This is a genomic window from Leucobacter coleopterorum (assembly GCF_011382985.1).
Classification (GTDB): domain Bacteria; phylum Actinomycetota; class Actinomycetes; order Actinomycetales; family Microbacteriaceae; genus Leucobacter; species Leucobacter coleopterorum.
Genome location: NZ_CP049933.1, coordinates 121,991 through 143,354, shown reverse-complemented (window position 1 = coordinate 143,354; position 21,364 = coordinate 121,991). Strand labels below are relative to the sequence as shown.

The window sequence follows — 21,364 nt, the reverse complement described above, 5'->3', positions numbered from 1 at the left end:
AAAGTGGGTTGCCATGGCCTGGGATACCGAGCGCACTCGACAGCTCCTGCTCGATGCGGCCGTGATTGAGTTTGCGGCCCACGGCCCGGAAGGGGCGAGGATCAACCGGGTCGCGGCGACGGCTGGTGTCAACAAAGAGCGGATCTACCAATACTTTGGCAGCAAGCAGAAACTCTTTGTGGCAGTGCTCGAAGCAGAGCTCGCCAAACTAGCCGAGGCCGTTCCGCTCACCCCTACCCAGGCAATGGACCTCGGGGACTACGCCGGCCAAGTGTACGACTACCATCTTTCGTACCCGCACCTTCTTCGACTGATGTCTTGGGAGGCGCTGCAAGATCCCGGTACCGAGATCGTCGCCGAAAGCGAGCGTGCCGCCCACTACGCCGACAAGGTCGCTGCGGTCAGCGCTGCCCAGAAACAGGGGGCCGTTGTCGTCGACCCGGCGGCCGCCTACCTATTCTCGGCAGTCATGGCAATCACAACCTGGTGGTTCACCTCACCACAACTCGTCAGCATGATCATGGCGGGCACCCCCGAAGATACCCCCGCAAACCGACGCGCATCACTCATGCAACTCGTCGGCCGACTGGTGGGCGCGTCAAACACTGTGCGGTAGCGCCAGAGACACATCAAAAACCACAACTCCATCAGCTACCGCGTGATAGTTGATGGAGTTGTGGGTGATCGATGTAGATGTGGCGAGCGGTTAGCCGAGAAAGGCCCGGATCCCGAACCGCGCGAGCTAGCTAGTTGCGCAGGTAGATGGCGCCCGTGGTGACGTCTTCTTCGAGGGCCTCGAGCGTGCGTCCGCGGGTCTCGGGCACGCAGCGCCACACGAAAAAGAGCGCGAGCGCACCGACTGCGGCGAAGAGGAAGAAGGTTCCGGTGATCCCGACCGCGTCGACCAGCGACAGGAAGTAGAGGGACAGGAAACCGTTTGCGATCCAGAGCATAAACACCGAGATGCCCATGCCGAATCCGCGCATGTGCAGCGGGAAAATCTCGGAGAGGTATACCCAAACCGCCACGTTCAGGAAGGTCTGCATGGACCCGACGAAGATCACGACCAGCACCAGAATGATGTACGGACGAAGCGGGTTGCCGACCGGCAGCAGCATCGACGAGAGGCCGATGAGCAGGTGACTGACCGTGGTGAGCGAGAAGCCCAAAATGAAGGTTTTGCGGCGGTCGAAACGATCCATCATGGAAAGGGCGATGATCGCACCAATAACGGCGATGATGCCCGGTGCGATGTTTGCGATGAGGGCTGCGCTCTCGTCGAAACCCGACTCGATGAGCACGGTCTGCCCGAAGTACATGATCGAGTTGATGCCGGTGAGCTGCTGGGCGATGCCGACCCCAATGCCGATGAGCAGGATCTTGAGCAGGTTTTTGTTCGTGAAGATGGCGCGCCAGCTGATGGCGCGGTGTTCCTTCTCGGCGCGGGCGAGGGCGGTCAGGTCGCCGAGCTCGGCAACGGCGCGATCGCTCGCACGCACAGACTGCAGAACGGTGAGGGCCTCGTCTTCGCGGCCGTGATCCACAAGCCAGCGCGGTGACTCGGGCATGCGCAACATACCAAAGAAGAGCGCGATCGCGGGGAGTGCGCAGATTGCAAACATGATGCGCCAGACACCCTCGATGTGGCCGAAGACATTGCCGATGATCGCGTTGATGACGAAGGCGGCGAGCTGGCCGACCACGATCATGAGTTCGTTGCGACCCGAGAGGGATCCGCGAATCTCATAGGGAGCGAGCTCGGCCAGGAAGACCGGCACGACCGTTGAGGCACCGCCGACCGCGAGGCCGAGCAGGATGCGACCGACGACCAGTGTGCCGAGGCCGGGTGCGATGACTACTGCGACGGTTCCCGCGAAGAATAATACGGCCAGCAGGATGATGGTTTTGCGGCGGCCCCAGGCGTCAGAGAGGCGGCCGCTGAGGATCGCGCCGAGCGCTGCCGCGAAGATGAGGGAGCTGGCAACGACACCCTCGGTGAAGGGGGTGAGCCCAAGTTCGGCCGACATTGGGCGCAGTGCGCCGTTGATCACACCGGTGTCGTAGCCGAAGAGAAGGCCGCCGAAGGTGGCGATCAGCGCTACAACGCCGAGTCTGCGTCGGTGAGGTCCGTCCGTGAGCGGAGGGAGCTTCGCGACGCCCTGATCTAAATGTACGGCCATGGTTTCCCCTGCCTGACGCAGCCCTACAGCCACCGCGTCGTCATTTTTGTTCCCGAGCGGTGTTGCGCGGGTGCGCTGTTCGTGAGCCTATCTAATGTCTTATCAAAAGGACAAACCCTAGGCTTGGGGGGGTGTTTGTTTGGCACTGTTTCTGTGGCGTTTCTGGGTGTTTTTTGATTTGTCTACACAATCCGACATGGATCCGGGCCTATGCTGGCGGGGTGAGTCATCTTCTGTCCGAGTTGCCCGCGTATGCGTGGCTACTGCTCGGCGTGGCCGCGTTTCTTGTGGGGTTCTCAAAGACCTCACTGCCCGGGATAAATACGGTGTTGATCGCCATTTTTGCGGCATTGATGCCGGCAAAGCAGTCGACCGGGGCGCTGCTGGTTTTGCTGATTGTCGGGGATATCTTTGCGGTGTGGACGTACCGGCGGCATGCTCGATGGCGGGTGCTTCTTCGGCTTGCGCCTGCCGTTGTTGGTGGACTTTTGCTTGGGGTGCTGTTTTTGGCTTTGGCCGATGACTCTTCCGTTCGGCGGGTTATCGGGGTGATTCTGCTGGTTGTCGTGGCGTTTACCGTTTGGCGGCGGTGGTTTGCTGGTCCTGCGGCTTCTGCTGCCACTGGCAGCCCTGGGCCCGGTGCCCGCTGGGCCAGCATTGGTTACGGATCGCTGGGCGGCCTCACCACGATGGTGGCCAATGCGGGTGGGCCCGTCATGTCCATGTACTTTCTGGCCGCGCGCTTCCCGGTGAAGGAGTTTCTCGGCACTGCAGCGTGGTTCTTCGCCATGGTGAACGTGGCGAAGCTGCCGTTCTCGGTGGGGCTTGGGTTGGTGACCTGGGGGAGCTTGGTGCTTGACCTGGTTTTGATTCCCGGGGTGATTGCTGGGGCGCTCCTCGGGCGGTGGGTCGCTTCGAGGGTGCCGCAGCGGGTGTTTGAGGTTGGGGTGTTGGTGGTTACTGTTGCGGGGGCTGGGTGGTTGTTGGTTTAGGTGGGGTGGAATGCACCTTGTCGTGATTCACAAGATCACTACTACACTCCGCGATGTGTCTCTCGATTTGAGTGCAGAACGAGACTTGACAATGCCTGGCATCACTTACAAGTAACCGTCAGCGCGGAAGACAAAGCCACCCTGACACCCACCGACTTCGCCGATGGGTCACCCAAGACTAGTCGCCACCGGCGTAAACAAGTTCGGCACTCAGGTGGAAATCACCGAAAGGTACTCGAGTCAGATACATAGCCTTTGACGACCGAGTCACCATCATGGAGTCCGTGGTCGTCAGATTCACCTAGATGCGCGGAGAGCTCGGAGACCAGGCGCTGAAAGTCCTGCTCGAGGCTACTAGCAGATAGAAGCAAAACCCCGATTGCGGCCTTTTGATGTGCATTCATGAAATTTAGCCCTCTCCGACTCCAAGAAATTGTCGAACATAGAGGTCCCCGTCTGAAAATACCTCTGCCTATTTCATCTACGTGAGCGACCTCGCGGCCAAGGCAACCTGGCTACAGTCCAACGCGTTGCGCATCAAGCCAACGCTTGTTAGGAAGCGTCGACACCCCTGGTGCTAGAGGGAGACTTGCTTGTTCCAATCGCGGACGTGCATGCCGATCCGCTCGACATCAGGCAGGGCGAGCGACCCGCTGTGCATGATGACGTTGCGCGACCGCTCCAGCGTGGAGAACAACGAAGTGGCCCAGTCCACACGTGGAACATACGCTTCAAAGCACTCCCAGTTCTGTTGCATGATCTGTGGAAGGTGGCCCAGTTCCGTATAACTCAGGAGGTCGTCACCACGGACGCCATGCCACTTGACCTTCTCTTCGTCAGTACGTCGAGTGTCAACGAACTTGCGGATCTTCTCAGAGACACCCTTTTCCCACCAGCCCTCGCCGTAGGTGTCAATCAGCACCTTCTTGACGAAGCGTCTCACGGACATCTCGAAGACGGCGATCGCTGTGTAGACCGTCGACATGAGGCGTGCCTGAGTGAGCAGGTCCTCGTCGAACAGTTCGAAACTGAGCGCCTCGGCCACCTCAGTCTCGTCCAGATCGATCCGACGTACACGCCCTGCCGTGTCGAGCGCTTCCTCCGCGAGCATGCCCCGGTAAACGAACTCGTAGATCTGCTCGTGCTGAGCGCTCACCGGAAGTGCTCCCGGAGGGCCTTGAAGATCGCGTTGTAGACCGCAGGATCTCGGGATTCTGGCAATTGGATATTGATGTTGTAGGCGAGGCTACCAAACGGCGGTACAACGGCGAGCGGCGGCTGGCCGTTCGTGGCAGACGGGGTAACGCCTTCGGGCGACTCCTGCGCAGGCGGGGACTCTTGCCGGGCGTCCGGTTTCGGCGCGGTCGCAAAGTCGGCGTCCTTGACCAGCGCCGTGAAGGTTCCCGCCATCTGCGTCAAGACCCTATCGGTAAACGCGCCCTCCGAGAGGGTCTTCATCTTGTTCTTAACGTCTTGGTTCGACATCTCGTGTGCGTTCCGGTTGACGCGGAACAGATCTTCATATGCGTCCCGAATTCCCTCGGCCAGCACGAGCGCGGATTGCGTCTGATCGAGGTATCGATGATAGCGGGCGGTCGGGACGCCCGAGTCGTCCAGGAACCCGAGCGTCTTCAGTACATTGATGATTGCGCGATCGTTCGAGTTCTGGTAACCCAAGCCCTCAAGGAACTTCTGGGTGAATCGTGGCGGCGCCTGTGCCGCCTGCACGGCCTGGAGAATCGCCGAGGTGTTCTTGAATGACGTGAGGTACGCGTTAGGGAGGCTCATGGCCATAGTCTATGTGAAGGCACTGAGGCTCGTCTCCAACTTCTACAATCACATGTCTCTGTTGCATAGAGGAGCCTATAACGATCTGAGTCAATTATCGACACGACGCTGGCTTCCCACAAAACCGTGCTGCTCTAATTTCAAGTGAATCAACCTCATTCCGCCGCAAGTGATCTTGAACCATTAAAGTTCCTTACCGCTCCATGGTCATCCTGAAATTTGGAGTGCGGCCTCGTTCCATCTCACGTTGCTGAGCGATCTCGATGCGCTCATCAAGGTGCCGTGCGGCATAAAGTTCCCCCAACTTGACCATAGCCCCAATGGACGCCTTGGAGATGACTTCCAGGTCTTGCCGTAGTCCGGGTTCCAGATCACGGCCGTGTGCCAAGAGCAGCTTGGCGGCGTTCGCTTCAACTGCACTCACAGCCATAGCCCCACTGCCGCTCCCCATCATCCTTGGCAGAATTAGTGAGCACTGAGAGGAAAGTCGGGATTGCCACGGTCTTCACAGCATCGTTGGTCACATTTACCAAGCGCCCACCACGATAGTCAGAATCATCCTTCGCCTGATCGACCAGCGCCCCGAGCACTTCAAGACCAAGAAGCGCACGTCCGCTGTCTGGCACGATCGCGTGATCGGCAGCCCAGTACAGTGTCTTCATCGTGTCGTCGTGCTGCCGGAACTTGTGAAGTTGTTCCGCTGCCTTCGCGGCATGACCCGCCGCCCGGTCTGCAACTGCCGAAGACTTTTCAGCTGCTCTCGCGGAGCGTTCGGCGGATTCAGCATTGCGTAGAGCTGTCTGGTTAGCCTCTTTGCTACTGCGCCGCTGCGAACGAGCAACCATCAACGTGCCGAAAAGAGCGATCAGCGTCGGAACTGCCGCCACCACGATTGCGAGCCACCACGGTACCGAAGCATTTCCCATACCTGCAAGGATACTGAGAGGTCTGTTCGACGCCACCGCCCGCGATGGCTCATCCCGCCCGGACTAGAGCTTAGGCGGGAACACTCCGGTCGCCGCCGTTCGCACTGACGACACAAAGGCGCGGTTGAGCGGGTCAGTATCATCAAACCATTCGAGAGCGGCCAACTGCTCCAAGTCGGTAACGTAGAGACTGGGCCAGGTTGCGCTCAAGACTTCAGCATCGCTTGGGTTGGCGTAACTGAGCGCGTCAGAGCAAATTGGCACCTGCCGCTCCGCGAAGTGAGGCAGCGTTGCCCACAGACGATGCCGTCCGTTGGTCAGGGAATCGAACCAGGGATCAACCCGTACGGCTTCGGCATGTCGGAACCAAGAGGAAATGATCTTAAGCTCGGTAGCGGTCAGGCTGCTGGAGTCTCGGTCGATGTTCACGAATCCGTAGAGGTCGTTCTCGTCGTCGGTCTCCCAGCCGCCATTGGCGAGAGCATCACCCACGTCTGCGACAACCTCCGCTATGAGAATCCAGCGCTGTTGATCGCGATCGTCCCATCTCGACCTACCACCGTCATCAACGTCGGGATCGCTCGAGACCCAGGCACGAAGCTGGCTTGCAGGTGCACGCCACCAAAATCTCGGTGTCGCAACAGGGATGGAGATCGTCATGAGAGTCCTTTACGGCTGGATACCTACAGATGCTTATCTCAACCCTATGCAGCACCACCGACAGGGCCGAAGAAGCTCTTGAAATGGATGGATGCGACTCGCGACAGGTCTCGCATGAGTACGGTCTACTCATCTACGGTTGAAATGGCACCTACTTTGAGGGGTCACCCTAGGCTTCGTCGCGCCTCCAGTCCTCGCTAGAGAGTCTTAGCTGGACACCTGCTGCTGCGAACGCCGAGCTCAGAGTCCAAGATCCTCGCGAAGGCAAGAAGCCGTGATTAAGCAAATGATTGCCAGTGGCACTGAGGGCGACACTGACAAGCACCCGAGCATGGAGTTCGCGAAGATCGCTGCGCGGAGAACGCTTGAGATCCCGAACCGCCACCGCAATGTCAGCAGAATCAATTTAGTCACAGTCATTGGAATCGAATGGACAACTGGGCAATCCTGCACACCGCCACTTGCGGTTGGGTGGAGGTCCGAAGGAACTCCTTCTCAAACAAGTTCCACCGGCAGGTGCTCGGCACGAAACGCCTCAAGGAGATCCTCAGGAGGCGGCACGTTGCAGCCCGAACCAACGAGCGCGCCGAACCGATTCCGCTACCCACGAAAGGCAAGTCCAAAAATGAGCCCGATCAGCATGACACCTCCAGCCTCAAGTTCTATGATTGCATATACGCAATCACCGAAGGAAGGGCCATGGACGCAGCAACGATCGTGAAGCGCATTCGTTCCACGAACGGCATCACCCGCAAAGAACTGGCTGAGCTCGCCGCCCTTTCGCCGTCAACGGTTGGCCGGATTGAACGTGGTGAGATAGATCCGACATGGGGAACCCTAACCCGACTTCTCGCTTCCACCGGCTACCAGATCAACGGGGATTCGCTTGTCTCTGCTGGCGATGCCTCGGCTGTCGCAGCGGCCCAACCTTTACTCAGTGCCGTGATGACCGCGCTGGAGCCGAGCACACGAGCACTACGCACTTCTATCGTAGCTTCAGCACAAGATACTGCAGCCGCAGCAGCTCAAGACATCGCAAGGCTTGATTGGTCCGAGGCTTGGAAATCGGTCGTGAAATCGATCACTGATCCACGGATTCCATTACCGTCAGTAACGAGCGAGTGGCGGAACCGTTGGGAGCGTGCGGGTTGGCTAGATGAAAGTACAGACGCAAATGACTTCGTCACCTTGGCCATTTCGGCAGGCAATGCCGCGAAGATTAGCCGGAGAAACACAGTCCAACGAGCGGTGGATGCCCCAGAAGGATGGCAAACACTCGCACGACGCTTGGGGAGGCAGAAGAAAACTACGCCGTATCAGGCCTAGTTGCGATGAGAGAAGATCGGACAGTGGCAGAGGCCAACATGCCAGTCTTCTACGTTGAAGATCTCATCGCCCTTGCAGATCGTTACGGGTTTCCCCCCGCAGCCTCTGGCCAAGGCGTCTTGCTCCTTGAGTCGGGCAACGGGGAGCTTGACCAAGTAGAGAACGAAGCAGGCATACGCTTTGTTCCTCGTTCTCTGGCGCTACTCGATGCCCTCGCTGGCTCCGGGCGAGAGCCCGACAAGGCGGAAAACGAACTCCGAAAGCTACTTGCGGCATGAGTGAGCTCATTCGCCAGCCCGTCAACATGCCGCCAGACGACACAACTCGTGATGGAGACCTGGGGGTGACACCCCAGCTTCTCGGGGATGATCCGAATCTCGAACAGCGCATGACAGAACTTGGCTACGAAACCGCCCGCACGGAGCGCCCCGGCGTATGGTCTCCAATCACACAGCGGGATCGCGCCATCTACGACCGAGACAGCGTGGACCTGATCTCACCTATGAGCCTGTCTCGCGACGGCATTGCCTCAAAACGAAAGATCCGCGCGGCACGAGTCGGATCGCATGGAACCCACGTGGTGTCCGCGACCGAAGGAACAGAGCTCAGCGTCACCGATCGCAAACGTCGCGGCAATGGTCGCCGACGCTTGGGGCGATCGGACCCGTGAAAGCGAGTTTCGCGCGTTCATCGTTCGCTGGCGCAAGAATTACCCGCAGTGAACCCCGCCCTAGGCCTCGTCATGCACCGTAACCGCATACCCATCAGGATCGGCAAACGTGAACATCAGGCCGAACGGCCCCTGTTCTGGCGCGCGCAGAATCTCAGTACCGGCGGCGGCAAGAGCGTCGTGCAGATCCCGCACCGCATCGAAGCGCTTCGCAGCTAGCCCTCTAACGACTCACCCCGCGTAGCGCCGGACTACCCCAGCAAGCATCCCCCGACACACATCCCCCTGCCGACCATCTGGATAGATCGTCGCCGTCACATTAGTCAGCACCACTGTGGAATTCACCACGAGCAGGATCTCGAACAGCAAATCAGTTGCGGCAGTGCGGTCAAGCTCTGGCAGCGCGACCATCAGCGCATCGACCTTGCCGGCGGTCTGGGCCAGGCGATCCTTAAGCGCGACCGGGGTCGGCAGCTCAAGAGCTTCCCAGTGCAGTAGACGCGCAAGGGTGGGATCTTGCGCTCGAGACTCAGCGAGGCCAAGCGCGTACTCAAGCACTGCCTGCTCACCAAAGCCGGTAATCGGATGGGAATCCGTGACCTCGGCAAGCCGTGACTCGAGGACCGCGGTGAAAAGCCCCACCTTGTTTTCGAAGTAGTGATAGATGCGCTCCTTGTTTACCCCCGCTTCGGTGGCGATGCGGTCGACCCTGGCACCGGCTAGGCCGTGCACGGAGAACTCTTGTGCGGCCGCATCAATGAGCCGCTTCCGCGTGAGAGCTGGGTTTCGGGACACACCCCAACCTTACCAACTAAACAGTTGGTAAGCGTAAGGACAGCCATGAAACCCACACTTCCCCAAGATGGCTTCACGCACTCGCAACGTGGCTCGTCATCTTTCCATCGGTGGCGCTCGGCCAGTGGCTCATGAGCGGACTGCCCGAATCGGTGCCGCTGATCCTTCGCGCTTTTGTGCTCACCCTCGTCATTGTTCCCCTGGCGGTCTACGTCGGGGTTCCGTTCGTCACGAAGACACTGACGCGCATCTTGCCTTCACTGAAGCAGGTGAGCGCACCGTGATCTCACGGCTCAACAGCCACACAGTCCCGGGCATCTCCGACGCCGTTCGCGCGCACGGACTCGTCTTCATTTCAGGGCAGATCGCGGATCCGGAATCCCCCCGGCACCTTCGAGGAACAGGTCGACACCGCGTTTGCAAGGTTGCACGGGATCCTCGACAACCTCGGAGCCTCAAGCCGTGATCTGCTGCGTCTCAACCTCTACGCTACGAAGCTCCCCTCGCGCGACCTTTCGACGTTACGCCGGATTCGCGACCGCTGGGTAGACGCGGAGCACCTGCCCGCGAGCACGCTCATTGGGGTCGAAGCTCTCGCACTCCCCGGGCTCGAGTTCGAGGTTGATGCGGTTTGTGTTGACCTCGGCTGGCAGCCCTGAAACACTCACTCCGGGAACACCCGTCGCGAGATCGCTTGCACGTCTGCGTCAAGACCATCTACCCGATTTTCGAGGCGGTCGAGACGCCGGTCAACCTGGTCGATTCGGTGATCAACATGGTCGAAACGCAGGACCATCTCAGTTTTCAGGCCGTCAAGTCGCTCGTTCACAACCTCGAATTTCGAATCGATGGAATCGAACTTCGAATTTACCGCGTCGAACTTCGACGACAGCGTCCTGGTGAATGACTGCGTAATAACCGTGACGAGCCCGATCATTGTCGCTGCGAACACTCCGATGAGGGTCCAGACCTGCGGTTCGTTCATGGTGATCATGCCTCCTATTCTGGTGGGTTTCAGAATAGATTTCCAGGGATAAGGCCCAGATCAAGCACTAAAAATGCAATCTGTGGATAAGTTGCCCAAGGTGGCCTAATAACCCTTCCTGTTAGCGAAGGTCAATGCATCACAAAGACCCAACCGGCACGATCTCACGCGACCGTCACCTCGTTTCGCTGAGCTTCTGCTGCTTGGTGTCCAGGCATGCTGCGATAACCCCCAGCTGTGCGGTTCGGGATCACGTGCCCTCGGTCTTCATAGTGCCGGAGCGCCCTCGCACTGACCCCGCTCAATCTGGCGAGTTCACCGATCTGCATCGTAGATATCTCCTACTCAATTTGACCTTCACGCTAGCGTGAAGCCATACCGTCTTATTCCATGACGACTCAACCCACCAACCGGACTCCCTCTGTAACGCGGCAGCGCGCCACAATCTTCCACGGCTACGGTGCGACACCGGAGGATCACTGGTTCCAGTGGCTGGCTGACCAGCTCAAGGCAGCCGGGGCCCCGACCCTGGTCCCAGCCCTGCCAGACCCGCTTGAGCCAGACCCACAGCAGTGGGAGGACACGGTTTCTATGGCCCTGGGCATTCCTGACGAACACACGGCGGTCGTGGCACACAGCCTCGGTTGCCTCACCGTGCTGCGTTACCTCGGTTCTATCAACGAAGACTGGCAGCTGGGCACTCTCGTGCTTGTCTCCGGCTTTGTTGACCGGCTTCCGGCACTCCCAGATCTTGATTCATACGTTGGCGCTGGCTACGATCCGGCTGAACTTCGAAGTCACATCAACCGCATTGTCATCATCCGATCCGACAACGACACGCTTGTGCCACCTCACCTCACCGACCGGGTTGCCGAGCGGTTTGGGGCAGAGGTTCACGTCGTCGCTGGTGCTGGGCATTTTCTTGCTTCGGACGGGTTCAGCACACTGCCTGAAGCGCTTGAAGCCGTGTGTTCTTAACGCTCCAGCATGAGGCGGTGAACGCCTAATCCCCAAGGAGTTCTGGTGAAACCTCGCGACCCGAGGCGGCCACGAGCAGGTCAACAGCTTTACCCCTCACCTCAAGCCCGTCACCCCAGGCAGATCCCGTCTCTGTATCAACGAGCCGACACCCCGCGGCTCGCTCACGGCTCCCTCCAAAGGACACTGGCGTGCGCAGTTGATACGCGAGTGCCTCATGCACAGCTGCAGCGGGGTACTCGCCCGGGATCTGCAGCGGCCTGCGAATGTCTTCTCCATGCACGATTGCTTCGACGAGGCGCGTTGCCAGCTGCGCGGGTGGGGTCTTTGTCAGCTCAAGCACCTGTCGAAACTCAGCGAGGGTTTGTTCGGGATCATCGCGTTTGCAACGCCTCACACCGGCTTCGTTGGCGCGGTCGAAGTCACCGCGCGAGCGCACCATACTCCAGACAAAGCCCGCTTTTCCGGTCTTCGCCGTATCGACCAGGTGTGCGAGCACATCGTGCACCGTCCAGCCCGGGCAGAGTGAGGGTGTCTCCCAACGCGACTGGTCGAGCGACGCGAGATCACTGATCAGCCGCCGCCGTTCCGCGTGAACGACCGCCCAGACCTCTGATTTGGACAGTGACATGCTTTACCTCACAGCTCGTGGTTGCTACCCGCTTCGAGGATAACTCGGCCGCCACCTCCCAGCCTCGCTGTTGAGGTGGAGTGAAGCCCTCAGCCCAGGCCCTCAGACCCTCAGACCCTCAGACCCTCAGACCCTCAGACCCTCAGCGAGATTGCAAAATTACATGATTTCCCGCGGACATTCATGTAATTTTGCGCTCTCGCATGGGGTGTCGGGGCTCAGGGTGAGCTGTAAATACTCATACCCCAGCCGCGTCACGAGGTCGGGAAAGTCGGGCAGGTGCACCGAGTCGTTGTAGGGCGTCGAATCCAACGCAATACGTACCGTTAGGTTCCTCACCTCCTGGCGAAATGCGTGCACTCAAAGATGTGCTCGCGCGTGCGCTTGGCAATCGGGAATGGCCTATCGATATCGCAGCCGTACATGTCTTGCTCGACGATCGCGAAGATGTCGGGATCAATCTTGGCGACGGCCTCAATGACCGGGGCAAGGTCCGGGATCCCATTCGGCGGCTCGATCATGATGCCATCGGCGACGGCCTCGGCGAACGGCTGGTCATTCTTGAGCACGTCGAACAGCAGCGTCGGATCCACCTGCTTCAGGTGCAGGTAGCCGATACGCTCCGGGCGATCCTCAATGAGCTTGACGTTGTCGCCGCCGTAGTAGGCGAAGTGGCCGGTATCGAGGCAGAGGTTTGTGTAGCGCGGGTCGGTCTCGTCGAGAAAGCGCAGCACCTCGCGGGTCGTGCCAATGTGGCTGTCGGCGTGCGAGTGGAACTGCTGCTTCATGCCGAACTGCTCGAGCAGCGCCTTGCCGAGGCGGTCGTGGCCTGCGCCGAGCTTTGTCCATTGTTCGTCGGTGAGTGTACGCGGCTCGAGTTGCTCGCTCGTTGCGTCGCTGCGCCACAGGTCCGGGATCACAACCAGGTGCTCGGCACCGAGTTTTGAGGCGAGACCGGCAACCTTCAGCGCCTGATCCCAGGCGCGCTGCCACTGATCCTCACCCTTGTGGAATCCCGTGAAGACCGTGCCCGCCGAGAGCTTCAGGCCGCGCTTGCCGAGTTCGTCTTCGAGTTCGTGTGCGTCGGTCGGCAGGTACCCGTAGGGGCCGAGCTCGATCCACTCGTAGCCAGCCTCGACGACCTCATCGAGAAAGCGCTGCCACGGCACCTGCTTGGGGTCATCGGGAAACCAGACGCCCCACGAATCGGGAGCGGTGCCGATGCGGAGACCGGGGTTACTCGTGGGGAGCGTGCTCATGTTGGTCGAACCTCTCTGTCGACGACCGCGTCGACGGTATCTGATTCTCAGTGTAGCCAATAATTGATAGGACAATAGGCCATACTTGCAAATACCACAGCTGGCTCGGCGGGGTTCAGAATCCGCCTCTCGCGTGAGCGCGGATCAACCTTTTGGCGACGCACAGGGTTGCTGTGCGCTCACACAACGTCAAGGAAGAGGCAAGAGCAGGGTGCCCTCGTCAAAACCCGGCCCAGCGTGCCGAAACCCAAGACGCTCGTAGAGACCGCGCGCGGGATTGCCCTCTTCGACGCTGAGGCTCAGGCTTTCTAGGTGTCGCGTTTGGGCCTCGCGGATCACGCTACGAATGAGGTCCGCGCCAATCCCACGGCCACGAAACTCCCCATCAACCCAGACACTGAGCTCGGGCACATCGACACTGACAAATCCGTAGCCAGGTTCACCCTCGTCAAAGAAGGTCAACCAGGCCACGCCGAGGATCCGACCTTCGCTGTCCACCTCGGCTAAGCCGAAGTCAGACCCACCCGGCCATGCATCAAAATAGTGGCTAAACTCCCTCCGAGACCGAACATCTTCAAGCGTGAAACGCTCACTCACTCGATTCACGTTCTCAAAGGTTGCGCGTTCAAGCACAGTTCGATCGGCAACAGTCAGGTGTCTTGTGGGCATACTCCCAATGTAATACCCGAACCCTGTACCCAACTTGATGTTTAAAAACCAAACATCAAGGCAGTAGTATGAGCAAATTATGTTTACAGAGTTTTTGAGGGATCAGGCGTTTGCTATCGCTTGGCTAGGCTTGATGGCCGCTGGGTGGTTCGGGTGGTCACAGGAGAGCCCCAAGCCCAATCTCCGAGGATGGCTCGGTACTGGTTCAGTCGTTGGGTTCTTAACCGCAACAGCATTCGGGATCCTTGTGTGGCGCAACTGGGCGACATCAACCGCGCTTGAGGGGCGCTACTGGATATTCGGCCTCATCGTCTTGATCGAGGCCGTCCTCATCGGCGGTGGCTGCATTATCCTGGCGCGCCGCAAACAGAAGAGGTGGTACGGCTGGTGGATTGGGCTGTGTGTTGCGTTGCATTTCATACCCCTAGCTTGGGTATTTGAAGACTGGTCTTATCTGGCACTGACTCTCGTTCAGGTCGCTGGGCTCACTCTCATGCTGCCCACTCTCAAAAGGGGCGACTACCCGACGAGCCGGTGGGCATGCCCCTGGATCGCCCTAACTTTCCTCGCATTTGCTCTTATCTCGGCAACCATCTTCTTGATCAGGTACGGCTACCCGCTCTGAATCAGAGCCTTCACCGGTAGCCTTGGGATGCAAACATCACCGCGTCTGGGGGGTCGCCGGAGTGGTCCACAACCGCACTATCGTGTCGAAAAGGACCTCAGGATCCGGTCTTTCCCGCGACCTGAACCCCTGAGTAACCAAGGTTCAAGTAAATCTATGGTGTGACAGTTTCTGCTGCGGAAGTAGGAGCTCGCACCCGTCACCGTGCCCGAGAGCTGGTTGGCACAGAACATGTCTACCCGGGTTGCTGCGAACGATCGGATCAACTACAAGGTTATGCAGCCCAGTAGTATCGCCCCACGCCCCGAATCCTCCGGGCCTGCAAAGCAAAACCAAGGACGAGGACAGTGACAGACAAGAGGAGGGCCGCCATGAGCGTTGTTCCCGTCTGCGGCAGCCTCGCGGGCGGAGGCCCTTCAGACCCGGGGAACGTCAGAGGCGGCGCCGATAGCGCGAGCGTGCTCACCACCGGGTCAAGTGGTGGGACTCCCTCGGGAACACTAGCCGTTGCCGTGGCCACATTAAGCACACTCCCCTGCGCAATATCAGCTGCTGTTGCCGTGTATGTCGGTGCGCTGCACACTATGGTCGCACCGGGTCTCAGCACATTAGTCGGACAACTCACAGGCCCAGCCAAAGGATCAGTGACCTTGAGGTCGGTGAGGGACACATTGCCGATGTTCACAAGGGTCAGCGTGTAGTCAATTTGCTCACCAACATCTACATAACCGTTACCGTTGGCATCGCTGACCTTGGCTTCTTTTGTCATGGTCATTGCCGACAGCGGGAGGCCTGTGGGTGTTGTCGTTGTGTCCGTTGCGGCGGGATCGTCTGGATCAAGCACGAGACCACCGGCTGGTGTAGCAGTGACAGTGGCCGTGTTCACTAGATTTTCGGCGAGAATGTCGGCTTCTGTGACTGTGTAAAGGCCCGCTGTACAGTTGGTCTTAGCGCCTGGAGCCAACGTTGTGTCGACACATGCTACGCGTCCCACCTTTGGATCTTCGACCTCAATGCCAGTCGCGGACACCGTGCCTGTGTTCGTAACGACAAAACGGTAGACAACAGTTTCGCCAAGGTCGGCCACACCGTTACCGTTACCGTCATTCAGTGACGCGGATTTCGTCAATGCAATCGAGGCAATAGGCGGCGCCGTAGGCGTCGTAATCTGGTCAGTGGGCGGCACCAAGGATGGCGTACCGACAGGAGGTGTTCCTTGCCCGGTGGCGACGTTAGTGGCGCCACCGGCGATCAGGTCTGCCTCGGTAATAACGTAGGAATTGTCAGATGTGCAGGTGGTGGAGGCTGTAAGCGGAAGCGTCGTTGCCGCACAGGTCACGTTGCCCGCTTTTGGATCATTCACTCCGACACCGGTCAGCGTCAGGTTTCCTGTGTTGGTAAGAAGGAATGAGTAGTCGATTGTTTCGCCGAGATCCCCCAGCCATTGCCATTAGCATCGTTGAGACTTGCCGATTTAGCCAGGCTCATCGCCGGTGCTGGCGCCGCGGTTTGCGTCTGCGATGTTCCTGTCGGCGGCAGAATAGGTGCGACTCCATCTGGCGGGTTGCCGTTTGCTGTCGCTAAGTTGTCGACGGTGCGGCTGATAATGTCAGACTCAGTGGTGATGTAAGGAGCATCTGCCGTACAGGTTGTACTGTCACCCGGCGCGAGCGTTGTCGCGGGACAACTCACTGACCCGGCATCCGGGTCCGCAACGTTTACCCCGGTAATCGTCACGTTGCCGATATTGCTGACTAGAAAAGAGTAGTCGATTGCTTCACCTATATCGGCCAACCCATTGCCATTCGCATCAACAAGATTCGCTGTCTTCACGATTGACAGCCCCGCCTGAACGGCAGGGGTTGGTGTGGTGATGGTGTCGGTCGGGGGAGGAAACCCGACGTTTGGCGGTGGCGTCGCGTCCGCGGTCGCCACATTAGTGACACCCCCTGCTATCAAATCTTCTTCGGTGACGGTATAGGGCGCGTCAGCGGTACAAGTCGCAGTTGCACCAGGCAGGAGCGGGGCAGCCGGGCAGGTAACAGATCCCACTTTCGGATCGTCAACCGTGAGGCCGGTTAGGCTAAGTGTGCCCGTATTAAGCAACGTGAAAGTGTATGCGATGGTTTCACCAACATCCGCCAATCCGTTGCCATTAACATCATTAATCGTGTCATCTTTCGTGAGCGACAATCCCGCCCCTGGCAGAGAAGTCGGCACCGTAACAATTTCTTCCGGCGGTGTCACTCCCGGACCTCCGGGAGGTGGTGTGCCCGTTGCCGTCGCGGTATTTTGAATACCACCGGCAAGCAGGTCTGCGTTCACCACGGTATAAGGCGCGTCTGAGGTACAGGTCACACTTTCTCCAGGAGCCAACGTGGTAACGGGACAGGTCACCAGTCCAATCATCGGGTCAGTCACGCTCACACTTGTGAGGGTCAGGTTTCCGGTATTCGTGACAAGAAACGAATAGTCGATCGTTTCCCCGACGTCAGCAACATCGTTGGCGTTTGTGTCGTTCAGCAACGCAGTTTTCCGCATGGCGAGTCCACTAGCTGCTGGAGGAGTCGGGGTAGCTACAGTGTCAGTTGGCGGCGTGAAAGCAACTCCAACAGGAGGGGTAGCATTTCCCGTCGCTGTGTTGACCACGCCAATACCGATCACATCGGCCTCAGTGACCACGTAAGAACTGTCCGCCGTGCAGGTTGTAGAAGCGCCCGGTGCCAACACTGTGACGGGGCATGTCACCGGGCCAGCTTTTGGATCTGAGACACCCACATCAGAAAGCGTTGTGTTCCCGAGGTTTGTCAGCACGAATGAGTAGGCAATCGTCTCTCCGGGCTCTGCGAGACCGTTTCCACTACTGTCGGCTAGAGTCGCTACTTTGCGAAGGCTCATCGCTGCGGTTGGTAATGCGGTTCCCACTCGCACCGAGTCCGTGGCCGGAACGATCGCAGGGACCCCAGGGGGCGTCGTGGCGTTTGCCGTCGCCGTGTTCACAACACCACCTGCGAGCAGGTCTGCTTCCGTCACGGTGTAGGCGGAAACAGCAGCGCAGGTTGTGGAGGCCCCGGGCGCCAACAATGTAGCGAGACAAGTGACTGATCCAGCCAACGGATCGCTAACAGTCACGTCAGTCAGAGTCACGTTCCCAGTGTTGGTTAGCGCAAACGTATAGTCGATTGTTTCTCCCGCATCTGCCCCACCATTTCCATTGACATCGTTCAGGGAAGCAGACTTTACAAGCGTCAGGGTTCCACCGGCCGCAACCGTTGGGGTAGTGACCGTGTCCGTGGGGGGCGTGATCGCCGGTACTCCAGATGGCGGTGAGGCGTTACCCGTAGCGGTGTTCGTGACTTCACCAGCTAGTACATCTGCCTCCGTTACCGTGTATGGATTGTCAGCAGCACAGGTCATGGCTGCCCCAACAGCAAGAACTGTCGCCGGGCACATCACCGCACCCGCAAGCGGATCACTGACACTCACCCCTGTGAGCGGCACATTTCCAGTGTTCGACAGTTCGAAGGTATACGCAAGCGTTTCTCCAATATCCGCCGATCCGTTTGAATTTGTGTCGTCGAGAAGGGCTGACTTGACAATTGAGAGCCGGGGTTGCGACTCAGTAATGCTGACTGAGACCGACGACGTGTCTGTCACCGTACCCACAGCAGGGGAGTCCGCAGTAACTGTGGCCGTGTTTGTTAAATACTGTTGCACTGATTCCGGCCCAGTGACCACGTGGCTCCCTGTACAGACCATCGATGCATCAGGACCGCCCGAAGGTCCCAGCGTGCTGGAAGGGCAGGACACGTTTGAAATGAGGGGGTCAGTCACAACAACACTGTCGATTGCCTCCAACCCAGAGTTTGTCACCACGAACTGATAAGGAATGGTTTCACCAAACCCGTAACTCGAGGGTTGCGGTGTGGTTCGATCGATCTGTTTCGTTAATTCAATCTCACCCAACGCCTCGACGGTGGTAATCACCACATTGCGAATGAGATGAACATCTGTAATGCTCCCTGTTGAGCCAGCGAACCCAAATTTGTACGTGGGAGGAGCTGCGTCAGCCATGGTGTAGACCGCGATCGTCTGGTAAGAATCACGTCCACCATCGAAGTCAATTTCTACCGTCACGGTGGGGTAAACATCGGGAGATACCGTGACGCGAGTGTTACGAACCGCGGCGTCAGGACCGGTCGCATTCCGCAACGATCCGGGCAGAGTGGATGGACCAGACGGAGCGACAGCTGTTGAGGTGAGGTAACAGTAGCCAAACATGCCATCACCGGGACCACGCAGTGCGACGGTGTTGCGGACGGTAGCAGAGGGAATCGGAGAGGGGACCGCACATCCGGCACCTTTGCCAGCACCATTATTGACGAAGTTCCCCCATGCATCGAGTCCAACGCCGAGATAGCCTCCGTCTACTCCGGGGAGTGAGTCGTTCTGTGCGTAACCGAGCCCACCGCCCGTTGTGCCGAGCGAAGAGAGGACCCGTGAGCCGTCTGTGAGGAAGAAGCCAATTCCGTCTGCGCCACTTCCTCCGTATTGAGCTTGATCAAACTCCACGACCAGTCCGGCACGGGACGGAAGCGCCCTGTCGAACACCATGCCACCGGCCCGATTCTGTGCCACGTCCGTCAACTGCAGCCAGCCAGGAGTTACTCCCGGGGTGGGAGTTCCGTTTGTGTGACCCTGGCAGTCGCTCAAATTGGATTCCCCTACCGGTGGGGCAGACCCAAGTGTCGCCCCGGTCAGACAGGCATCATTAAGAGCGACGGCCCGGGAATCTGCGACCGATGCCCCCGTAAATGTCTCGTTCAACAAGACGGTTCCAACCGCTTCAGCAGGTTGAACGGCACCAATGACCACCGTTGCCGAGACGAGCGCGACCACAGAAGCCATTGAAACGCGCCGACGCCAATGCCCTGGGCTTACACTACTCTGTGTCATAGCCCTGATCTTTGCATATCACCCGCCCTTGCGAAAGGCCTCGACTGGAATCAGATTGCGGGGTAGTCGTAAGCCATGCGTGCGATTCGGAGCTATGCCCACCGCTCTCAGAAGAGCCAATCATTCTGAACAACCGCTTCTGCCAGTAGGTCTCAGGTGCAATAGGTAGAGTCACCATGTCTGGGCTCGAACACAGTCAACGAGCATCGCCGCCATCTCACCGATCCCGTCGTCAATTGCCGGAATAACACGATCAAAGTCCATTGACCTCGTAAGTATGCTCACCGCGACCGGGGGTTCGCCTGAGTGCGTCACAACCGCACTATCGTGCCGAAAAGGACCCCAAGATCCGGTCTTTCCCGCGACCTGAACCCCGGGTAGCCAAAGGTTCGAGATATTCTGTGGTGTGACAGTTTTTGCTGCATCATGGCGCAAACCATGCGCGTGCCGGCCTGATTGAGCAATCCGCCACTCCACAGTGCGCTGAGTAGCGCAACTTGATCCTCTGCGGTAGTGACAGAGCCGAGAACACGATCCTCTTGAGCAAATGCAATCAGATCGTCGTCGAGATCACGTCCTGAGAATCCGGCCGACAACGTGCCGGCCCGTGCCGCCTCCACGGCGTCCCTCACGGTGTCGGCCGAGTGAGCGATTCGCGTTGCCGTCATCCCAGCATCCCTGGCCACAGCGTCAACAGCGTGCTCACCAATGTGCTGCATGATGACCGCGGCAGAAGTGTTATCTGATCCAACCAGCATCCACCGCATCAATTCGCGCCAAGTCAGGGTGACGGGATCCTCCATGAGCGAGAGTCCGGCTCCCCAGCTACCCGACTCTCCGGGCCAACCCTCACGGGTGCCGAAAGGTTTGCTTCCTCCTTGCGGTACAGCGCCACAGCCGCAAGAACTTTATACAGTGAAGCGCCCGGCCAAAGAAGGCGCTCTTGGTGTTGGATTACAGGACCGCTACCGTCAACCGCGCGCGCGACGAAAGCGAGATCTATGCCGAGTGTGTCGGCCACCTCGAGTACCGCAGACAACGTGATAGCAGCCCAGGCGCTGCTGCGCTCGCGAGGCTCAACCATGTTCCTGTCCCAGGTCAATTGATTCGAGCACGTCCCAAGCAAAGTGTTTCTCAGGATCTCGGGTATCTCTGCTGAGGACGAACTGGAACACAACACTGACCTCTAGTGCGGGGATTTCTGCTGTTTCGACAACCGCATCGAGTTCCGTCGGCCATGCGGGTGGGCCGATACTGATCGACCTCGTGAGCTTTCCGGTGCCAAGTCCCCCAATCGCGCCAAGTCGGTCAGCCGAAGAGAAGGGACCGATCATGCCATGAGCGCGAAGATCATCACGAATTGCCCTGAACGCTCCCGCCGGGGGACAGGGATGCACAAGCGCGGTTGACGGCGACACCAACGGCGAGACGACCCTGGTTTCCCACACTCCGCATCTCAACGGGGCAGATGTACGAAGTTGCTGGGTACGCACCGGTGCCATCACGATCGCAAGCGCGCCCTGGGATCGCACTTTCATGAGTGCTTCCTCAGTTGAGACCGAAAGCACACGCAGATCCACACCAGCCTTGGCAGCTCCTAGCACGAGTGCTCCGCTCCACGACTCCGGAAACCCTGGATCCACAAGCAACTCCAGCACTTGAGACCTCTGCGACAGAGCCACCGCACGGAGCCTCTCAACGTCAGCCCGTACTCGTTTCGCCTCCTCGCGCACCAGGTTTCCTGCAACGGTGAGTTCGGCCCTCTAGGTGTCCGGTCGAACAGGCGACAACCCAGCTCCTTCTCAAGTCGCTTGATTGCCTGCGACAAAGGAGGTTGGGCCATTCCTACCTCCTCCGCAGCCCGCCCAAAATGACCCGTTTCAGCCACCGCATCGAAGAGATGTAAGTGCCGTAACAGATCCAT

At 58.8% G+C, this 21,364-nt stretch carries 28 protein-coding genes and 1 pseudogene; 9 read left to right on the top strand and 20 right to left on the bottom strand.

Annotated elements, in window-relative coordinates:
* Nucleotides 1-13: 13 nt before the first annotated feature.
* Complete coding sequence (locus G7066_RS00720) at nt 14-616, top strand: TetR family transcriptional regulator (protein WP_166328294.1); 603 nt, start codon at nt 14-16, stop codon at nt 614-616.
* Nucleotides 617-746: 130 nt separating this feature from the next.
* Here the strand turns inward: G7066_RS00720 and G7066_RS00715 are convergent, their stop codons facing one another.
* Nucleotides 747-2,180 (bottom strand): sugar porter family MFS transporter, encoded by a 1,434-nt coding sequence (locus tag G7066_RS00715; protein WP_166328292.1) that lies wholly within the window; start codon nt 2,178-2,180, stop codon nt 747-749.
* A gap of 221 nt (nt 2,181-2,401) precedes the next feature.
* Here G7066_RS00715 and G7066_RS00710 point away from each other — a divergent pair, with 221 nt between their 5' ends.
* Nucleotides 2,402-3,172 carry a sulfite exporter TauE/SafE family protein gene (locus G7066_RS00710; RefSeq protein ID WP_244303109.1) on the top strand — a complete coding sequence of 257 codons (771 nt, stop codon included), beginning with the start codon at nt 2,402-2,404 and terminating at the stop codon, nt 3,170-3,172.
* Between the two features lie 577 nt (nt 3,173-3,749).
* Here the strand turns inward: G7066_RS00710 and G7066_RS00705 are convergent.
* The 5 genes from G7066_RS00705 to G7066_RS00685 all read right to left on the bottom strand — a co-directional run bounded on the left by G7066_RS00705 (nt 3,750) and on the right by G7066_RS00685 (nt 6,546).
* The gene (locus tag G7066_RS00705) at nt 3,750-4,328 is read right to left on the bottom strand and encodes a Swt1 family HEPN domain-containing protein (protein ID WP_205881479.1); all 579 of its coding nucleotides are present in this window, start codon (nt 4,326-4,328) and stop codon (nt 3,750-3,752) included.
* On the bottom strand, nt 4,325-4,960 hold the full coding sequence (locus tag G7066_RS00700; protein ID WP_166328290.1) for a DUF5343 domain-containing protein: 636 nt from the start codon (nt 4,958-4,960) through the stop codon (nt 4,325-4,327). Before G7066_RS00700 ends, G7066_RS00705 begins: the two co-directional genes overlap by 4 nt.
* Before the next feature lie 193 nt (nt 4,961-5,153).
* The gene (locus G7066_RS00695; RefSeq protein ID WP_166328288.1) at nt 5,154-5,384 is read right to left on the bottom strand and encodes a hypothetical protein; all 231 of its coding nucleotides are present in this window, start codon (nt 5,382-5,384) and stop codon (nt 5,154-5,156) included.
* Nucleotides 5,371-5,886 carry a dCTP deaminase/dUTPase family protein gene (locus G7066_RS00690; RefSeq protein ID WP_166328286.1) on the bottom strand — a complete coding sequence of 172 codons (516 nt, stop codon included), beginning with the start codon at nt 5,884-5,886 and terminating at the stop codon, nt 5,371-5,373. The genes G7066_RS00695 and G7066_RS00690 overlap by 14 nt, the downstream gene beginning before the upstream one ends.
* A gap of 63 nt (nt 5,887-5,949) precedes the next feature.
* Nucleotides 5,950-6,546: a hypothetical protein gene (locus G7066_RS00685; protein WP_166328284.1), complete on the bottom strand. Its 597-nt coding sequence runs from the start codon at nt 6,544-6,546 to the stop codon at nt 5,950-5,952.
* A 699-nt stretch (nt 6,547-7,245) separates the two neighbouring features.
* On the opposite strand from G7066_RS00685, the gene G7066_RS00680 reads away from it, so the two are divergent.
* From G7066_RS00680 to G7066_RS00670, 3 genes are read left to right on the top strand one after another with little or no spacing between them, the layout of a single operon-like run.
* Nucleotides 7,246-7,872 carry a helix-turn-helix domain-containing protein gene (locus G7066_RS00680; protein WP_166328282.1) on the top strand — a complete coding sequence of 209 codons (627 nt, stop codon included), beginning with the start codon at nt 7,246-7,248 and terminating at the stop codon, nt 7,870-7,872.
* 23 nt (nt 7,873-7,895) lie between these two features.
* Nucleotides 7,896-8,150: a hypothetical protein gene (locus G7066_RS00675; protein ID WP_166328281.1), complete on the top strand. Its 255-nt coding sequence runs from the start codon at nt 7,896-7,898 to the stop codon at nt 8,148-8,150.
* The gene (locus G7066_RS00670) at nt 8,147-8,542 is read left to right on the top strand and encodes a hypothetical protein (RefSeq protein ID WP_166328279.1); all 396 of its coding nucleotides are present in this window, start codon (nt 8,147-8,149) and stop codon (nt 8,540-8,542) included. Before G7066_RS00675 ends, G7066_RS00670 begins: the two co-directional genes overlap by 4 nt.
* Before the next feature lie 60 nt (nt 8,543-8,602).
* On the opposite strand, the pseudogene G7066_RS00665 reads toward G7066_RS00670, so the two are convergent.
* Nucleotides 8,603-8,737 (bottom strand): annotated as a pseudogene (locus G7066_RS00665) (VOC family protein); the annotation flags it as partial.
* A gap of 36 nt (nt 8,738-8,773) precedes the next feature.
* Complete coding sequence (locus tag G7066_RS00660) at nt 8,774-9,337, bottom strand: TetR/AcrR family transcriptional regulator (protein ID WP_166328275.1); 564 nt, start codon at nt 9,335-9,337, stop codon at nt 8,774-8,776.
* A 110-nt stretch (nt 9,338-9,447) separates the two neighbouring features.
* Between G7066_RS00660 and G7066_RS00655 the strand changes: the two genes are divergently transcribed.
* Both G7066_RS00655 and G7066_RS00650 read left to right on the top strand, forming a co-directional pair.
* The gene (locus tag G7066_RS00655; protein ID WP_166328273.1) at nt 9,448-9,621 is read left to right on the top strand and encodes a putative antibiotic biosynthesis monooxygenase; all 174 of its coding nucleotides are present in this window, start codon (nt 9,448-9,450) and stop codon (nt 9,619-9,621) included.
* An 87-nt stretch (nt 9,622-9,708) separates the two neighbouring features.
* A complete protein-coding gene (locus G7066_RS00650; protein WP_280116282.1) occupies nt 9,709-9,996 on the top strand; it encodes a Rid family hydrolase in 288 nt (95 codons plus the stop codon).
* 5 nt (nt 9,997-10,001) lie between these two features.
* On the opposite strand, the gene G7066_RS00645 is transcribed toward G7066_RS00650, so the two are convergent.
* Together G7066_RS00645 and G7066_RS00640 are read right to left on the bottom strand one after the other, a co-directional pair.
* Complete coding sequence (locus G7066_RS00645; protein ID WP_166328269.1) at nt 10,002-10,331, bottom strand: hypothetical protein; 330 nt, start codon at nt 10,329-10,331, stop codon at nt 10,002-10,004.
* 155 nt (nt 10,332-10,486) lie between these two features.
* Complete coding sequence (locus G7066_RS00640) at nt 10,487-10,651, bottom strand: MerR family transcriptional regulator (protein ID WP_166328267.1); 165 nt, start codon at nt 10,649-10,651, stop codon at nt 10,487-10,489.
* A 61-nt stretch (nt 10,652-10,712) separates the two neighbouring features.
* Between G7066_RS00640 and G7066_RS00635 the strand changes: the two genes are divergently transcribed.
* On the top strand, nt 10,713-11,300 hold the full coding sequence (locus G7066_RS00635; protein WP_166328264.1) for an RBBP9/YdeN family alpha/beta hydrolase: 588 nt from the start codon (nt 10,713-10,715) through the stop codon (nt 11,298-11,300).
* Between the two features lie 25 nt (nt 11,301-11,325).
* Here the strand turns inward: G7066_RS00635 and G7066_RS00630 are convergent, their stop codons facing one another.
* From G7066_RS00630 to G7066_RS00620, 3 genes are all read right to left on the bottom strand, one after another.
* Complete coding sequence (locus tag G7066_RS00630) at nt 11,326-11,931, bottom strand: maleylpyruvate isomerase family mycothiol-dependent enzyme (RefSeq protein ID WP_166328262.1); 606 nt, start codon at nt 11,929-11,931, stop codon at nt 11,326-11,328.
* A gap of 335 nt (nt 11,932-12,266) precedes the next feature.
* Nucleotides 12,267-13,190, bottom strand: a complete 924-nt coding sequence (locus G7066_RS00625; RefSeq protein ID WP_166328260.1) for a sugar phosphate isomerase/epimerase family protein — start codon at nt 13,188-13,190, stop codon at nt 12,267-12,269.
* A 189-nt stretch (nt 13,191-13,379) separates the two neighbouring features.
* Complete coding sequence (locus G7066_RS00620; protein ID WP_166328258.1) at nt 13,380-13,859, bottom strand: GNAT family N-acetyltransferase; 480 nt, start codon at nt 13,857-13,859, stop codon at nt 13,380-13,382.
* Nucleotides 13,860-13,938: 79 nt separating this feature from the next.
* On the opposite strand from G7066_RS00620, the gene G7066_RS00615 reads away from it, so the two are divergent.
* Nucleotides 13,939-14,484, top strand: coding sequence for a hypothetical protein (locus G7066_RS00615; RefSeq protein ID WP_166328256.1), 546 nt, complete (start codon nt 13,939-13,941; stop codon nt 14,482-14,484).
* A 274-nt stretch (nt 14,485-14,758) separates the two neighbouring features.
* Here the strand turns inward: G7066_RS00615 and G7066_RS00610 are convergent, their stop codons facing one another.
* The 7 genes from G7066_RS00610 to G7066_RS16725 form a co-directional block, all read right to left on the bottom strand.
* Nucleotides 14,759-15,862, bottom strand: a complete 1,104-nt coding sequence (locus G7066_RS00610) for a DUF7507 domain-containing protein (RefSeq protein ID WP_425280780.1) — start codon at nt 15,860-15,862, stop codon at nt 14,759-14,761.
* Between the two features lie 2 nt (nt 15,863-15,864).
* A complete protein-coding gene (locus G7066_RS00605; protein WP_166328252.1) occupies nt 15,865-19,392 on the bottom strand; it encodes a DUF7507 domain-containing protein in 3,528 nt (1,175 codons plus the stop codon).
* A gap of 219 nt (nt 19,393-19,611) precedes the next feature.
* Nucleotides 19,612-19,836, bottom strand: coding sequence for a serine hydrolase (locus tag G7066_RS17655; protein WP_425280779.1), 225 nt, complete (start codon nt 19,834-19,836; stop codon nt 19,612-19,614).
* Nucleotides 19,752-20,243 (bottom strand): serine hydrolase, encoded by a 492-nt coding sequence (locus tag G7066_RS00600; RefSeq protein ID WP_166328250.1) that lies wholly within the window; start codon nt 20,241-20,243, stop codon nt 19,752-19,754. The genes G7066_RS17655 and G7066_RS00600 overlap by 85 nt, the downstream gene beginning before the upstream one ends.
* Nucleotides 20,222-20,524, bottom strand: coding sequence for a serine hydrolase (locus G7066_RS00595; protein ID WP_166328248.1), 303 nt, complete (start codon nt 20,522-20,524; stop codon nt 20,222-20,224). The genes G7066_RS00600 and G7066_RS00595 overlap by 22 nt, the downstream gene beginning before the upstream one ends.
* On the bottom strand, nt 20,517-21,122 hold the full coding sequence (locus tag G7066_RS00590) for a hypothetical protein (RefSeq protein ID WP_205881584.1): 606 nt from the start codon (nt 21,120-21,122) through the stop codon (nt 20,517-20,519). Before G7066_RS00590 ends, G7066_RS00595 begins: the two co-directional genes overlap by 8 nt.
* Nucleotides 21,038-21,364 (bottom strand): LysR family transcriptional regulator, encoded by a 327-nt coding sequence (locus G7066_RS16725; RefSeq protein ID WP_205881478.1) that lies wholly within the window; start codon nt 21,362-21,364, stop codon nt 21,038-21,040. Before G7066_RS16725 ends, G7066_RS00590 begins: the two co-directional genes overlap by 85 nt.